At 70.9% G+C, this 14,100-nt stretch carries 12 protein-coding genes; 6 read left to right on the top strand and 6 right to left on the bottom strand.

The window, feature by feature from the left end:
• Nucleotides 1–71: 71 nt before the first annotated feature.
• A complete protein-coding gene (ileS, locus tag B378_RS0104775) occupies nt 72–3,224 on the bottom strand; it encodes an isoleucine--tRNA ligase (protein ID WP_017342678.1) in 3,153 nt (1,050 codons plus the stop codon).
• A gap of 163 nt (nt 3,225–3,387) precedes the next feature.
• On the opposite strand from ileS, the gene B378_RS0104770 reads away from it, so the two are divergent.
• Together B378_RS0104770 and B378_RS0104765 are read left to right on the top strand one after the other, a co-directional pair.
• Nucleotides 3,388–3,672 carry a hypothetical protein gene (locus tag B378_RS0104770; protein WP_017342677.1) on the top strand — a complete coding sequence of 95 codons (285 nt, stop codon included), beginning with the start codon at nt 3,388–3,390 and terminating at the stop codon, nt 3,670–3,672.
• 117 nt (nt 3,673–3,789) lie between these two features.
• A complete protein-coding gene (locus B378_RS0104765; RefSeq protein WP_017342676.1) occupies nt 3,790–5,055 on the top strand; it encodes a carboxypeptidase regulatory-like domain-containing protein in 1,266 nt (421 codons plus the stop codon).
• A gap of 47 nt (nt 5,056–5,102) precedes the next feature.
• Here B378_RS0104765 and B378_RS0104760 read toward each other — a convergent pair whose 3' ends face one another.
• Entirely contained in the window at nt 5,103–6,236 is a 1,134-nt protein-coding gene (locus tag B378_RS0104760; RefSeq protein WP_017342675.1) for a pyridoxal phosphate-dependent aminotransferase, read from the bottom strand.
• Nucleotides 6,237–6,365: 129 nt separating this feature from the next.
• Between B378_RS0104760 and B378_RS0104755 the strand changes: the two genes are divergently transcribed.
• Both B378_RS0104755 and B378_RS0104750 read left to right on the top strand, forming a co-directional pair.
• Entirely contained in the window at nt 6,366–6,866 is a 501-nt protein-coding gene (locus tag B378_RS0104755) for a metal-dependent hydrolase (protein WP_017342674.1), read from the top strand.
• Between the two features lie 587 nt (nt 6,867–7,453).
• A complete protein-coding gene (locus tag B378_RS0104750) occupies nt 7,454–8,710 on the top strand; it encodes an FAD-binding oxidoreductase (protein WP_017342673.1) in 1,257 nt (418 codons plus the stop codon).
• 15 nt (nt 8,711–8,725) lie between these two features.
• On the opposite strand, the gene B378_RS0104745 is transcribed toward B378_RS0104750, so the two are convergent.
• The 4 genes from B378_RS0104745 to B378_RS0104730 all read right to left on the bottom strand — a co-directional run bounded on the left by B378_RS0104745 (nt 8,726) and on the right by B378_RS0104730 (nt 11,236).
• A complete protein-coding gene (locus B378_RS0104745; RefSeq protein ID WP_017342672.1) occupies nt 8,726–9,142 on the bottom strand; it encodes an Hsp20/alpha crystallin family protein in 417 nt (138 codons plus the stop codon).
• Nucleotides 9,143–9,146: 4 nt separating this feature from the next.
• The gene (locus B378_RS17015) at nt 9,147–9,302 is read right to left on the bottom strand and encodes a hypothetical protein (protein WP_017342671.1); all 156 of its coding nucleotides are present in this window, start codon (nt 9,300–9,302) and stop codon (nt 9,147–9,149) included.
• Nucleotides 9,303–9,364: 62 nt separating this feature from the next.
• Entirely contained in the window at nt 9,365–10,792 is a 1,428-nt protein-coding gene (locus B378_RS0104735) for a hybrid sensor histidine kinase/response regulator (protein ID WP_017342670.1), read from the bottom strand.
• Between the two features lie 48 nt (nt 10,793–10,840).
• A complete protein-coding gene (locus B378_RS0104730; protein WP_017342669.1) occupies nt 10,841–11,236 on the bottom strand; it encodes a hypothetical protein in 396 nt (131 codons plus the stop codon).
• Between the two features lie 101 nt (nt 11,237–11,337).
• On the opposite strand from B378_RS0104730, the gene B378_RS0104725 reads away from it, so the two are divergent.
• Together B378_RS0104725 and B378_RS0104720 are read left to right on the top strand one after the other, a co-directional pair.
• Nucleotides 11,338–13,200: a radical SAM protein gene (locus B378_RS0104725; protein WP_017342668.1), complete on the top strand. Its 1,863-nt coding sequence runs from the start codon at nt 11,338–11,340 to the stop codon at nt 13,198–13,200.
• Nucleotides 13,201–13,203: 3 nt separating this feature from the next.
• A complete protein-coding gene (locus tag B378_RS0104720; RefSeq protein ID WP_017342667.1) occupies nt 13,204–14,076 on the top strand; it encodes an MBL fold metallo-hydrolase in 873 nt (290 codons plus the stop codon).
• The last annotated feature ends 24 nt before the right edge of the window (nt 14,077–14,100 follow it).

The raw sequence follows: 14,100 nt of genomic DNA, 5'->3' as shown, positions 1-14,100 counted from the left end.
TTTCGGGATGCGAACTGTTGGCACAGTACCGCCGGGAGAAGGAGCCGGGGGAGCGGGGAGCTACCGAGCCCTTACGCGACCGGCTCGATTCCGATCGTGACGGTCGTCTCCTCGACCGTCCACTCCTCGACGAGGCCGCCCGCGGCCTCGGCGGCGTCGATCGGGTCGTCCAGCCAGGCGTCGGCGCGGACCTCACCGGCGATGAGGTCGGCGTGGTCGTCCACGAAGCCGGCCACGCGCTCGTCGTCGACGGCGACGCCGACGCGGATCCGCGCCTCGACGTCCAAGTCGAGCTCCTTGCGCATCTCCTGAACGCGGCGGATCACGTCGCGGGCGTACCCCTCGGACTCGATCTCGGGAGTCAGCGAGGTGTCGACGTAGACGGTGCCGCCCTCGAAGTCGGCGCCGGAGACGTGTTCCGGCGGTTCCGCGACGTACTCGACCATCTCGTCGTCGAGGTCGACCGGCTCGCCGTCGACGGTGACCTCGCCGCCCTCGACCGCCGCGCGGGTGGCGCCCTGGACCGCTTCCATCACCTTCTGCGCGTCGCCGCCGAACGCGGGACCGATGGCGGCCATCTGCGGCTCCGCGGTCTCGACCAGCTCGTCGAAGGCGTCGGTGACGACGACCTCGCGGGCGTTGACGCGGTCGGCAATCAGGGCTTCGAGCCGGTCGACCGCGGCCGCGACCGTCTCGTCGTCGGTCTCGACGACGACGCGCGGCACGGGCCAGCGCAGCTTGCGGCCGGCCTGCTGGCGCGCGTTCGCGGCCGCCTCCTCGACGTCGCGGAAGACCGCCACGTCGCGTTCGAGGTCCGGGTCGCGCAGGTCGGCGTCCGGCTCGGGGTACGACAGCGCGTGGACGGTCGTCGACTCGCCGTCGAGCCGCTGGTACATCCGCTCGGTGAGGTACGGGGCGATCGGCGCGAGCAGCCGGATCACCTCGTCGAGGACCGTCGCGAGCGTGGCGTAGGCGCCGCGCTTCGAGGCGGAGTCGGCCTCCTCCCACATGCGGTCGCGGACGGCCTTCACGTAGAACCGCGAGACGTCCTGCGTGACGAACTCGATCACGGCGTTGACCGCGTCGCTCACGCGGTAGTCGTCCCACGCGTCGGCGACCTCGGCCTCGACCGACTGGAGCCGCGAGAGCACCCACTCGTCGACGAGCTCGAGCTCGCCGTCCGAGAGGTCCGCGTCGGCGGGGTCGTAGCCGTCGAGCTCCATGTACTCCAAGGGGAACCGGAACACGTTCCAGAGGATGTTGAGCTTGCCCTGGATCTCGCCGAGCCCGTCCCACTCGAACGCGAGGTCGACCCCCTGCTGGTCATGGCTGAGGAGGTACGTGCGGAGCGGGTCGCGGCCGGCGCGCTCGATCGCCTCCTCCGGCGTGACGATGTTGCCGACCGACTTCGACATCTTGCGGCCGTCCTCGTCGTTGGCGAAGCCGTGCATCAGCACCTCCTCGTAGGGGATTTCATCGACCGCGGCGGTCCCCATCCCGAGCTGCGACCAGAACCAGCCGCGGGTCTGGTCGTGCGCCTCGATGATGAGGTCGGCGGGCCACAGCTCGTCGTGGGCGGCCTCGTCGCTCGGGTAGCCGAGCGTGCCCCACGTCGCGACCGAAGAGTCGAGCCACACGTCGAACACGTCCTCGACCCGGCGGTACGTCGTTCCGTCCTCGACGATCGTGAGGTCGTCGACGGCGGGGCGGTGGAGATCGATCGAGTCGGGATCTATGTCCTCCTCGACGCGCTCGGCGAGCTCCTCGCGGGTGCCGATCACGATCATCTCCTCGTCGAGGTTGCCGGCCTCCGCGTCCTCCGGCACCCAGATGGGGATCGGGACGCCCCAGTAGCGCTGGCGGGAGACGTTCCAGTCGGGCGCGTCCTCGATGAAGTCGCGGAACCGGTTGTCCCGCGCCCATGCCGGGTGCCACTCGGAGTCCTCCATGTTGTCGAGGAGGTCCTCCTTCACGTCCGTGATCGAGATGAACCACTGGTCGGTGACGAGCTGGATGATCCCGGTGTCACAGCGCCAGCAGTGGCCGTAGCTGTGCTCGACGGTGCCGTGCGCGAGCATGTGGCCGTCGGCGACGAGGTCGTCGACGATGTCGTCGTTGGCGTCGCGCACGAACTGGCCGGCGTACTCGCCGGCGGCCTCGGTGAACTCGCCGTTCGGCCCGACCGGGCAGAAGATATCGAGCCCGAGCTCCGTGCCGCGGTGGAAGTCCTCCTCCCCGTGGCCCGGCGCGGAGTGGACCAGCCCGGTGCGGTCGGCCTCCACGTAGTCGGCGGCGTACACCTGCCCCGCGCCCTCGAAGTCGGGGTACTCGGCGACGCGGTCGGCGAGCGGGTGGTCGTACGCCCAGCCGACGAGCTCGTCGCCGGTGAGCTCGGCCTCAACCTCGTAGGACTCGTACCGGCCCTTCTGTAACACGTCCTCGACACACTCCGCGGCGACGTACAGCAGCTCCTCCTCGCCGTCCTTCTCCGCGCGGACGGCGTTGTAGGTGAGCTCCTCGTCGACGGCGACGAAGGTGTTCGCGGGGACCGTCCACGGCGTCGTCGTCCAGATGACGAGGCTCCCCTCGCGGTCCGCGAGCGGGAACTTCACGTAGATGGAGGGGTCCTCGACGTCCTCGTACTCGACCTCGTTGTTGGCGAGCCCGGTCTCGCAGCGCGGGCACTGCGAGATGGACCGTTTCCCCTGCTCGACGAGCCCGTTGTCGGCGACCTCGGAGAACGCCCACCAGGCGGCCTCCATGTACTCGGGCGAGATGGTCTCGTAGGGGTCGTCCCAATCCATCCAGACGCCGATCGACTTGAAGTCCTCGTCCATCGCCGCCCGGTTCTCTAAGGCGAACTCCTTGCACTTCTCGATGAACGGCTCCATCCCGTACGCCTCGATGTCCCGCTTGTTCTCGAAGCCGAGCTCCTCCTCGACTTTGACCTCGATCGGGAGCCCGTGCATGTCGTAGCCGGGGCGGTCGGTGACGCGGTGGCCGGTCATCCGCTTGTGTCGGATGACGGCGTCCTTCAGCGTCTTGTTCCAGGCGGTCCCGAGGTGCATTTGCCCGGAGGTGTACGGCGGCCCGTCCACGAAGAAGAACGGCGGGTCGTCGGCGTGCGCCTCTTTCGCCGCCTCGTAGGCGTCGTGCTCGTCCCAGTACTCGTCGACCGCGGACTCGACGTCCGCGGGCGCGTACTGGTCGTCGATCTGCTCCATACGCGTTGGTCTGCGCGCGCGTATTTGAATACGGCGGAGTCGTGGGAACGGTTCAGCGGCGACGGAGTCGCCGGAACGGTTCAGCGGCGGCGGACTCGCCGGAACGGTTCGAACGAGGCGGAACGGGACAAGACACTTCTGCCGGGAACCGAACGCTCCGGCTATGGAGATGCCGCGAGTCGTGCGCGAGAACCTCGGGTACACCCTCCTCGGCGGGCCGGCGCTGGCCGCCGTCTCGTTCGTCGCCGGCGCGGTGCTATTCGGCACCGTCGCGGGCATCGTCGCCGCGGTCGCGACGTACGCGCTCGGGTGGGCGCTCTCGGCGCGGCGGTCGGCGTCGGAGCGGTCGACGTCGGAGCGATCGGCGTCGGACACGGACGACGAGCGCGAGCGCCGCGAGCGGGAAGCCGAGGCGGGGAAGGGCGGCTTCGGCGGGGGCGGCGGGTAGCTGAGGGGTACACAGCGGCCGCCGGCCCGTCGAACCGCCCGGGCGACGGGGCAGTCTGCGCCCTCTCCGGGCGAGTAATCGGCCTATACCAATACCGACGGCGTCCGTACGTCGCGTATGAACGTCGCACGTTCGACGCTGGTCGGCGCGGCAGTACTGTTCGTCGCGGTCGCCGCGACCGGCGGGGCGCTCGCCGCCGATCCGGTGACGCTCACCGTCTCGGTGACCGACCAAGACGGCGGCGCCGTCGGCGGCGCGACCGTCGAGGCGACGTGGGAGACCGAGGCGGGCGAGACGGGCACCGCGTCGGGGACGACGGCGAACAACGGGAACGTGCTCCTCGACGTGCCCGAGGGCGCCAGCGTCGAACTGGACGTCGACGACGACACGTACGTTCGGAACCGACCGCTCCGGATCGCCAACGCGAGCGAGTCGAGCGTCGCGCTCGGCGTCGCCCGGAGCGGGACCGCGACGGTGACCGTTGTCGACGACGAGAACCGGTCGCAGCCCGACGCGACGGTGCGGATCCGCGAGGACGGGCGGACGGTCGACCGCGGCGAGACCGACGCCGACGGCGTCTACGAGACGGCGCGCCTCGAACGGGGGGCGTACGAGGCCGTCGTCGTGAAGCCGGGGTACTTCGAGGCGGAACGCGAGGTGGAGGTGGGACCGGACACGGCGACGACGGTCGCCGTCGAGCGGGGCACCGTGACGCTCGACGTGCGCGCCCTCGACGACCACTTCGACCCGCCCATCCCGATCGAAACGGGAGCGGTCCGAGTCTCCTCGTCGGTGTACGACGGCGAGGTGAGCGTGACCGAAGGGACGGCCTCGCTCAACGTCCCCGTGAACGCCGCCTACAGCGTCGAGGTCGTCAAGGAGGGGTACGAGGCCTCGGCCGAGCGGGTCAGGGTGCGGGAGTCGCCGGCGAGCGTGAACGCCACCGCGCAGCGGACCGCGGCGCTGACCGTCACGCCGGCGAACGAGCGCGTCCTCGTCGGCGAGACGACCCGCGTGACGGTGCGGAACGCCTACGAGGAGCCGGTCGCGGGCGCGACGGTCGAGGTCGACGGCGAGGCCGTCGAGGAGACCAACGACCGCGGCGAGGTCGACGTGTCCATAGCGTCGGCCGGAAACCGGACGATCGTCGCCCGGGACGGTGACATCGCTTCCGACCCGGTGATGGTCGAGGGCGTCGACAGCGCGTCGGAGGCGGACGGGACCGACACGGATGACGGGAACGGCTCTGACGACGCCGGAAACGGCTCCGACGGCGCGGGCGACAACGGGACCACGGACGACGGGAGCCCCGGATTCGGTGTCGTCGTCGCGGTCCTCGCCCTGCTCGCGGTCGGCGCTGCGAGCCGAGTCCGCGGTCGATGAAGCGGCCGGTTGAGAGGAGGATCAGAGCCGGTCGATAGCGTCGCCGCTCACCGCGGGTCGGCCGGCGTTTCCGGCGCGCCGTCGGCGAAGTAGTCCGCGAGCCGCTCGGCCGCCTCCGTCGCGCGCGGCGTCACTAAGGCGAACCGGATCCACTCGTCGCGGGCGGTGCCGAACGCCTCGCCCGGCATGCCGGCGACGCCCGCCTCGTCGACCAGCCGCTTGACGTTCGCCATCGTGCCGGGGAACCCGTCGAAGCGCGCGAGCACGTAGAAGGCGCCCTCCGGGCGGCTGTACTCCGCGCCGGCCGCGTCGAGCGCGTCGGTGAACGCGTCGACGCGCTCGGCGAGCAGCTCGCGCGACTCGGCGTAGTAGTCCGGCGGCGTCTCGGCGAGCGCGTGGTGGACCGCGTACTGGGAGGGGCGCGCGCCGGTGACGTTCACGAGCATGTGTCGCGTATTGGCCGCGTCGACGTGCGCCTCGGGGAAGACGCCGTAGCCGACGCGGAGCCCCGTGATCGCCATCGACTTCGAGAAGCCGCTGGTGACGATCACGCGGTCCGAATCGAGGGTGAGGGCGGACTCGAACGAGCCGGCGAGGTCGAACCGGTCGTACACCTCGTCGACGACGACCACGGCGTCGACCGCCTCGGCGACACCGACGACCTCGCGGACCGCGTCGAGGTCGTAGACGGCGCCCGTGGGGTTGTTCGGCGTGTTGAGGACGACGAGGGCGGTGTCCTCGCTCGCGGCCTCGCGGACCGCGTCGACATCGAGGCCGCCGTCGCGCTCCGTGGGGACGAGCATCGGCTCCCCGCCGAGCAGATGGGTCTTCCCGGGGTAGTACGGATACACAGGGTCCATGAGCAGCGCCTCGTCGCCGGCGCCGCGGTCGAGCGCGCGCGCCATGGCAAGGTAGTTCGCCTCGCCGGTGCCGTTGGTGACGACCACGCGCTCGGGATCGACGCCGCGGCGCTCGGCGATCGCCTCCCGGAGCTCGCGGAGCCCGTCGCTCGGCGGGTACTGGAAGTCGGCGGGGGGCAAGTCGGCGTACTCGCGGAGCGCGTTGCGGAGCGCGGCAGGGGGCTCCCAGTCGGGGTTGCCGCTCACCATGTCGATGACGTCGCCGTCGGCGGCCGCGGCGTACTGCATCACGTGGAAGAACTTCGGCTCCTCGTACTCCATACGGGCGGGTCGGGCGCGCCCGCCGTGGCTCTTTCGACCCGAACTCCGGGACTCCCTGAGAGGTAGGCGCCGTCTACCGCCGTCGCCGCGATCCGGTGGTTTGACCTATCGACACGCACAGCGAGCGGTATGAACAAACGCGGCCACGTCCTCAACGGCCTGCTGCTCGCCCTCGGGCTCGGGTTCATCGTCGAGCCCGGCCTCGACGCGGCGACCGCGACCACCGTCGCCGAGATCACCGTCCCGGTCGTGTTGGGGGCGCTGTTCCCCGACGTCGACACCGCCTTCGGGCGCCACCGGAAGACGCTCCACAGCCTCCCGGTGCTGGCGATCTTCCTCGCGTACCCGATCGTCTTCGGGAACCTCCAGTACGTGTGGATCGGCGTGTTGACCCACTACCTCCTCGACGTGGTCGGGAGCCGGCGCGGCATCGCGCTGTTCCACCCGCTCTCGGACAAGGAGTACGGGCTGCCGAGCGGCGTGACGACGAGCAGCAAGTACGCCGACCTCGTCACCGTGATCATCACCGCGATCGAGCTGGCGGGCTTCTGGGCGATCCACACCTACGTCGTCAACCTCGACCTCGACCTCTCGGCGGCCTCGCAGGCCGCGACCGGATTCGGGTTATAAGTAGATCGTGGATGAGGCGGTCGTCCGGTGATCGGCGGCGTCGACGATAGCGTGGTGGTTTCAGTCGCTTGTTTATAAATGAGTCACCGCGGATCGCCGGAGAACAGCTTCTGATTCCCAGCCGTTTACTTATAAATAATCGACCGCAGATCGGTAGGGAGAACCGCCAAATTCCCAATCGGTCGCTTATAAATAAGTGACCGCTGACCGACAGAGTACACCTCCAAAGCTCCCGCCGCTTGTTTATAAATCGTCGCGGGCGGATCGGCGGAGAACACCTCCAAAGCCCCAGCCGGGAGGACTCGCGCGCCTCGCTGCGCTCCTCGTCACTCGCTTCGCTCGTTCCTGCGGTGCTTACGTCGGCGGGCTTCGTCCTCCCGGCTGCCCCTTTGAGTCCCGCCCCGCCCAGCACAGCAACCGCGCCTCAAACCTCCCCAGCCTCGTCAGTCGCCGTCGCTTCGCTCCGGCGACTGACTCCCTCGCGGGCTGGCTCGCGGCCGCCGAAGGCGGCCGCTCGCAGGCGCGCCGCCGCAGTGTTTCTATCGCCGTCCCGGTGGCTTTTCGTCGTCGCTCGCGTGTCTCGGGGCATGACCGAGGAAGACGAGTCCGCACCGACGGTCGCGGTCGTCGGCGGCGGCGCGGTCGGCGTCACGGCGGCCCGCGACCTCGCGGCGCGCGGCGCCGACGTGACGCTGTTCGAGCGCGGGGAGTTAGCGGCCGAGAGCTCCGGGCGCGCGGCGGGGGTCCTCTACGACGCCTACGCCGAGGACGTCGACGCCGCGGTCGGCGCCCGCGCGCTGGAGCGCTTCCGCGCGTTCGACCGCTCGCTGCCCGGGTTCTCGTTTTCCGCGTGCCCGTACGTGATCGCGGTCCGCAAGGGCGACCCCGACGCCGACGCCGTCCCGGCGATGGTCGAGCGCATGCGCGAGCACGGCCGCGAGGTGTCGCTCGTCGACCCCGACGCGCTCGGTAAGCGCTTCCCCGCCATCCGCACCGACGACCTCAGCGTCGCGGCGGTCGCCGAGGGTGCGGGGTGGACCAACCCGCCGAGCTACGTCCGCGCGCTCGGCGAACGGGCCGCTCGGGAGGGGGTCGCGATGGAGACGGAGACCGCTGTCGCGCTCGGTCCGCGGACCGACGCGGGGCGAGAAATCTCGATTCACAACGGTGAAAACGGAAGTTCGGGGACCGAAACGCGCGCATTCGACGCCGTCGTCGTCGCGGCCGGGGCGCACACCCGGTCGCTGCTCGCGGACGCCGGCGTCTCGGTCCCGGTCGTCCCCTACCGCGTTCAGGCGCTCGTGACCTCCCGCCCGTACGACGGGCCGATGGTCTACGACGCCACCGCGGACGCGTACCTCCGCCCGCACCCGGAGGGGCTGCTCGCGGGCGACGGCACGGAGCCGGTCGCGGCCGACCCCGACGATTACCGACGCGAGTCGGACGACTGGTTCCGCGAGGACGTTGGTGCGGTCCTCGACGAGCGACTCGCCCGCGGCGACTCGCCTGAGCGGACCGACCGCGACCTCGCCGACGCGCGAGCGTGGGCCGGGCTCTGTACCGCGACGCCGGACGGCGACCCGGTCGTCGGACCGGTGGACGCGGATGGCGCTCCCGCCCCCAGCCTATTCGTCGCCGCCGGCTGGCAGGGGCACGGGTTCATGCGCGCGCCGGCGATCGGCGAGACGGTCGCCGAGGGCGTGCTCGCGTCGCTCGCGGGCGTCGGGTTCGGGGATCCGGACTCCCCGTGGATCGGCGCGTTCGACCCGGGGCGGTTCGACGGCGACGAGGAGTTCGAGATCGTCGAGGGGATGTCGCTGTCGACCCGGACGGACGATACTTAAAAGGCAGCCGCCGCGTCAGTCGTCTTCTTCGACGACGTCGACGTCGCTCGACCCGCCGCGTTTGGGGATCTCGACGTGGAGCGTGCCGTTGCGCGTGAGCGTCGCGTTCGCGCCCTCCGGGGTCACGTCGGCGTCGCGCGGGAGGTCGACGCTCCCGGACAGCGAGACGCCGCGGCCCGGGAACACGAGGTCGTAGCCGTCGTAGAAGTCGCGGAAGCGTTCTAAGTTTACCTCAACGGTGCGGTCGAGGAAGGTGACGTCGACGTCCTCGCCGCGGACGCCGGGCGCGTCGAAGACGACGAGGTAGGCGTCGTCGCTCTCGAGGAGGTCGTGCGAGAGCGGGCGGCGCTCCTGAACGCGGCCCCACCCGCGGCCGACGCGTTCGAGGGCGCTCCGGAGCGCGGACCGACCGGTCTCGACGAGTCGGCTCACGGGCTCACACCTCGATTTCGACGAGGTCGCTCCCCCCGCAGTACGGACACGAGAGGTCCTCGACCGCGTGGTCGTCCGGCACGTCGTACGTGTAGTGATTCTCGAACATGTCGAGCTCGCAGTCGTCGCTGACGCACTTGACCTCCATCGTCGATGGCATATATCGACGTATTGTGTCGGCGACGGCTTAAACGGCGTGGCGGCGGCGGTCGCGTCGCCGTTTCAAGGAGTCGGGCCCGTCCGCACCTCGATCCGCGCACCCTCCGCTCCGTCAACGGCCTCGACGCTCCAACCGTGCGCCTCGGCGATCCGGGAGACGATGCTCAGGCCGAATCCGGTCCCCTCCGAGGCCGTCGTGAATCCGGCCTCGAAGACCTGATCGCGCAGGTCCTCGGGTATCCCCGGCCCGTCGTCGGCGACGAAGAACCCCGCGGTCGAGTCGAGTTCGCCGACGCGGACGGCGACGTCGTCGCCCCCGTGATCGACGGCGTTCCGCACGAGGTTCTCGAGGAGCTGGACGAGCCGCTCACGGTCAGCGTCGACAGTCGAGTCCACCTCGACGTCGAGGCTCGCGTCCCCCGTGGCGACGCCCGACCAACAGCGGTCGACGGCGTCGTCGAGGTCGACCGGCTCGACGTCCGTGACCCGCTTCCCGTTTCTCGCGAGCGTGAGCAGCTGGTCGATCCGTTCGAGCGTTCGGTCGTGTGCGCGCGCGGCGCGGTCGAGGTCGGAATCGTCGTACCGCTCGCGCGCCAGATCGACTCGCCCTTTCGCGACCGCGATGGGATTCCGGAGGTCGTGGGAAACGACGCTGGCGAACGATTCCAGCTCCTCGTTGCGACGTTCGAGCTCCGCCTCGTACTCCTTCCGCTCCGTCACGTCCGTGATGAACCCCTCCAACACGGCGGTGCCGTCGACGGTGGACTCGACGAGACAGCCGCGCTCCCACATCCAGCGCAGCTCGTCGTCCCGCGTGCGGATCCGATAGGTGATCTCGAACTCCTCGCCCGTGTCTATCGCCGCCTGGACGACCTCCCACGCCCGTTCCCGGTCGTCCGGATGGATGACGTCTTCGCCCCAGACGACCGCGTCGCTCGCGAGTTCCGCCGTCGTGTAGCCGGTGATCGGCTCGCTCTCGCCGCGGACGAGCTCCATCGGCCACCCGGGCGCGTTCCGGCAGCGATAGACGAATCCGGGGAGGTTCCCGATGAGCGTCTCCAACCGCCGCCTGTCGCGTTTGCGGGCCTCCTCGGCCTCGCGGCTTCGACCGTGAGCCACGGCCTGCCGGACCCGCTCGCGCAGCCCTTCGCCCCCGTCGGTCGCGTCGAGAGGGACGTAGTCGGCGACACCGTTCGCGATCGCCTCGCTCGCGACCCGTTCGGAACCGGACGCCGTGGCGAGGACGACGGGCACTTCGGGGTCGCGGTCCCGGACCTCCCTGAGGAGTTCGATCCCGTCTCCGTCGGGCAGATCATGTCCGGCAACGACGCAGTCGACCGGCTTCCGCCGCAGCCGTTCGACCGCCGACTCGATGCTCGACTCAACGGTGACGTCGAACTCCGCGTTCGGCCACTCCGTCCCGAAGGAGCGCGCGTCGCCGCTCTCCGGGACGCTGAGGACGCGGACCGTCTCCCCGGGAACATCTACCATACCCGGTCCTCATCGGAGTACAACATAACAATTGGGGAACCGATCGGGTCACGCCTTCAGTCCGCGGTACCGCTCGGGGACGACCGTCCGTTCCGCGACCGACACGACGAGGGCCCCGAACGCGACGCCGGTGACGAAGCCCGGCCCGTACGGGAAAAGCTCCGGGGCGAACGCGAGCGATACGCCGAGCCAGACGGACGCGACGAGGATCGCGGCGCCCGCGGCGACGTACGCCAGCGTCTCGTATCTGTCCGGCGGGAGCCGGTCCCGGGCCAGCCACGCGAGCGGTCCAACGGAGATGGCGGTGGCGGTCGCCCACGCGAGCGAGGCGCCCAACGGCTTAGGGTCAGCGGCGTAGAACTGTACCGCGGCGAACGCGCAGACGACGCCGATCGAGAGGTACTGCCCAATCAGTCGGCGCCGATCGACCGTCTCGGAGGGCATGGCCGTCGTTACCGGGCGCTTTGTTATAAGTGGCCGGCCGCGGAGCGCCGGGTCGACCGTTCCGCACGCTTTTCCCCGCTCGGCCGACTACGGAGGGTAACATGACCGATTCGCCCGCGTCGGCCCGGGGGTCGCTCCCGGCCGACCCGAACGACCTCTCCGTCACGATCGTCGACGGGTACGTCGACGAGCCGGCCCACTTCGGCGTCCCGCCGTACCTCTCGACGTACCCGCGGTACACGGCGGGCGCGCTCGTCGACGCGGGCGTTCCGGAGTCGCAGATCACCTACCACACCATCGACGAGCTCCGCGAGGACCGGAGCAAACACGCCGACGTGGCGGACGCCGACCTCATGGTGTACGTCGGCGGGATGACGGTGCCCGGCAAGTACGTCGGCGGCACCCCCGCGGAGCCGGACGAGGTGCGCGAGCTGGGCTGGACCGCCGACGGCGTGACGCTGCTCGGCGGCCCGGTGCGGTTCGGCGTCGGCGAGGAGAACGCGGGCGCGCAGGAGACGCAGCGCGACGACCTCGACTACGACTTCGTCGCGATGGGCGACGTCGAGGCCGCGGCCCACGACCTCGTCCGCGAGGGATTAGAGGGGTACGGCAACCGGATGCGGACCAACGAGGAGGTCGACCGGTGGGCGCGGCGGGGGGCGTTCGTCGTCGAGCAGCACCCGAACCACCCGGACTACCTCATCTGCGAGATGGAGACCTCGCGCGGCTGCGCGTACCGCTGTTCGTTCTGTACGGAGCCGCTGTACGGCGATCCGGCGTTCCGGGAGGCCCGGTCGGTCGTCGACGAGGTCGACGCGCTCTCGGACCGCGGGGTGCGCCACTTCCGGCTCGGGCGGCAGGCCGACATCCTCGCGTTCGGCGGCGACGGCGAGGCGCCGAACCCCGACGCCCTCCGGGAGCTGTACGGCGGGATCCGCGAGGTCGCGCCCGACCTCCGGACGCTCCACCTCGACAACATGAACCCGGTGACGATCACCGACTACCCGGAGGCCTCCCGGGAGGCGATCCGCGTCATCGCCGAGCACAACACGCCCGGCGACACGGCGGCGTTCGGTCTCGAATCGGCCGACCCGGTGGTCCAAGAGGAGAACAACCTGCTCGTCACCGCAGAGGAGTGCTTAGAGGCCGTCCGCGTCGTCAACGAGGAGGGCGGCTGGCGCCCGGGCGACAGTCCGGAGACGACGCCCGGCGACACGACGCGCGTCACCGGCCCCTCGACCGGCCCGGACGCCTCGCCGCGGCTGCCGAAGCTGCTCCCCGGGATCAACCTCGTCCACGGGCTGACCGGCGAGCGCCCCGAGACGTACGAGCACAACAAGGAGTTCCTCCAGACCGTCTACGACGAGGGGCTGATGCTCCGCCGGATCAACATCCGGCAGGTGATGGCGTTCGCCGGCACGGAAATGGCGGAGACGGGCGCCGACATCGCGCAGGAGCACAAAGACCAGTTCCAGGCGTACAAGCGGGAGGTCCGCGAGACCATCGACAACCCGATGCTCGACCGCGTCGTCCCGCCGGGGACCGTGCTGCCCGACCTCCACCTCGAATACCACCAGGACGGCAAGACGTTCGGTCGCCAGCTCGGCACCTACGCGCTCCTCGTCGCGGTGCCCGGCGAGCGCGAGCTCGGCACGACCATCGACGTGGCGATCACCGACCACGGCTACCGCTCCGTGACGGGCGTCCCGTACCCGCTCGACATCAACGCGGCCTCGATGGACGAGCTGACCGCCATTCCGGGGATCAACCGGAGTACGGCCGGCGACGTCGTGGTCGGCCGACCGTACGACTCCGTCGAGGCCGTCGACGCGGTCGCCCCGGGGACCGTCGACCTCTCCGCGTACGCCGTCGCCGGCGACACCGACGTGCCGATTCCGGGGCGCGAGCGCCCCGGCTCCGGTCCCGGACCGGCCGTACGGTCGTCGCTCGGCCGCGGGGACTGAGCGATGTCGGGCGACGGTCCGAAGTCGGGCGACTCCCCCGCGGTCACCCGCGTCGAGGTCCCCGTCGACACGCGTGCCCCCGGCGGGACGACGAACGCGTACCTGCTCGACGGGCTCCTCGTCGACCCGGCGGCCCGGACCGACGCGCTCGACGCCGCGCTCGCGGCGCGCGGGTCGCTCCCGTCGAGCGACCCGGCCGACCCCGCCGACGCCCCGCCGGTCGAGGCGATCGCGGTCACCCACGCCCACCCGGACCACGTCGGCGCGGTCGCGGACTACGCCGCCCTGACGGACGCGACCGTCGTCGCCCGCGAGGGGCACGCGGACCGGTTCGCCGCGGCGGCCGGGGTCGAGCCCGACGAGACGGTCGCACCGGGGGAGACGGTCGGGGACACCGCGGTCCGCGTCGTCGACGCGCCGGGACACGCGCCCGACCACGTCGCGTTCGGGGCCGGAGACCCGGCGACTGGGGCCCGCTCCGTGCTGTGCTGCGGCGACCTCGCCGTCGCGGAGGGTAGCGTCGCGGTCACCGCCCCCGAGGGAGACCTGTCCGCGTACCTCGAAAGCCTCGAACGGGTGCGCGACGCCGGCTACGACCGACTGCTCCCCGGACACGGGCCCGCGATCGACGACCCAGTGGCGACGTGCGACCGACTGATCGAGCACCGCTTGGCGCGCGAACGCGACGTGATCGCCGCGATCGACGGCGGCGCGGCCGACCTCGACGCGGTCGTCGACGGCGCCTACGAGAAGGACATCTCCGGCGTGCGGGACCTCGCGCTGGCGACGGTCGCCGCGCACGTCGAGAAGTTAGTCGCGGAGGGGCGGGTCGACGAGGCGTGGCGCGCACGACTGGCGGATCGCGACTTCGACTGACTTCGCGGTCCGGGGGCGCGTCGA

The organism is Halorubrum sp. T3 (assembly GCF_000296615.1).
GTDB classification, from domain to species: domain Archaea; phylum Halobacteriota; class Halobacteria; order Halobacteriales; family Haloferacaceae; genus Halorubrum; species Halorubrum ruber.
The sequence above is the reverse complement of the archived record's forward strand: the minus strand, read 5'-3'. Positions and strand labels throughout refer to the sequence as shown.

Bases quoted from the DNA above. Each gene is read 5' to 3' on its own strand.
- ileS (WP_017342678.1), bottom strand. From the start codon at position 3,224: ATGGAGCAGATCGACGACCAGTACGCGCCCGCGGACGTCGAGTCCGCG.
- B378_RS0104770 (WP_017342677.1), top strand. From the start codon at position 3,388: ATGGAGATGCCGCGAGTCGTGCGCGAGAACCTCGGGTACACCCTCCTC.
- B378_RS0104765 (WP_017342676.1), top strand. From the start codon at position 3,790: ATGAACGTCGCACGTTCGACGCTGGTCGGCGCGGCAGTACTGTTCGTC.
- B378_RS0104760 (WP_017342675.1), bottom strand. From the start codon at position 6,236: ATGGAGTACGAGGAGCCGAAGTTCTTCCACGTGATGCAGTACGCCGCG.
- B378_RS0104755 (WP_017342674.1), top strand. From the start codon at position 6,366: ATGAACAAACGCGGCCACGTCCTCAACGGCCTGCTGCTCGCCCTCGGG.
- B378_RS0104750 (WP_017342673.1), top strand. From the start codon at position 7,454: ATGACCGAGGAAGACGAGTCCGCACCGACGGTCGCGGTCGTCGGCGGC.
- B378_RS17015 (WP_017342671.1), bottom strand. From the start codon at position 9,302: ATGCCATCGACGATGGAGGTCAAGTGCGTCAGCGACGACTGCGAGCTC.
- B378_RS0104735 (WP_017342670.1), bottom strand. From the start codon at position 10,792: ATGGTAGATGTTCCCGGGGAGACGGTCCGCGTCCTCAGCGTCCCGGAG.
- B378_RS0104730 (WP_017342669.1), bottom strand. From the start codon at position 11,236: ATGCCCTCCGAGACGGTCGATCGGCGCCGACTGATTGGGCAGTACCTC.
- B378_RS0104725 (WP_017342668.1), top strand. From the start codon at position 11,338: ATGACCGATTCGCCCGCGTCGGCCCGGGGGTCGCTCCCGGCCGACCCG.
- B378_RS0104720 (WP_017342667.1), top strand. From the start codon at position 13,204: ATGTCGGGCGACGGTCCGAAGTCGGGCGACTCCCCCGCGGTCACCCGC.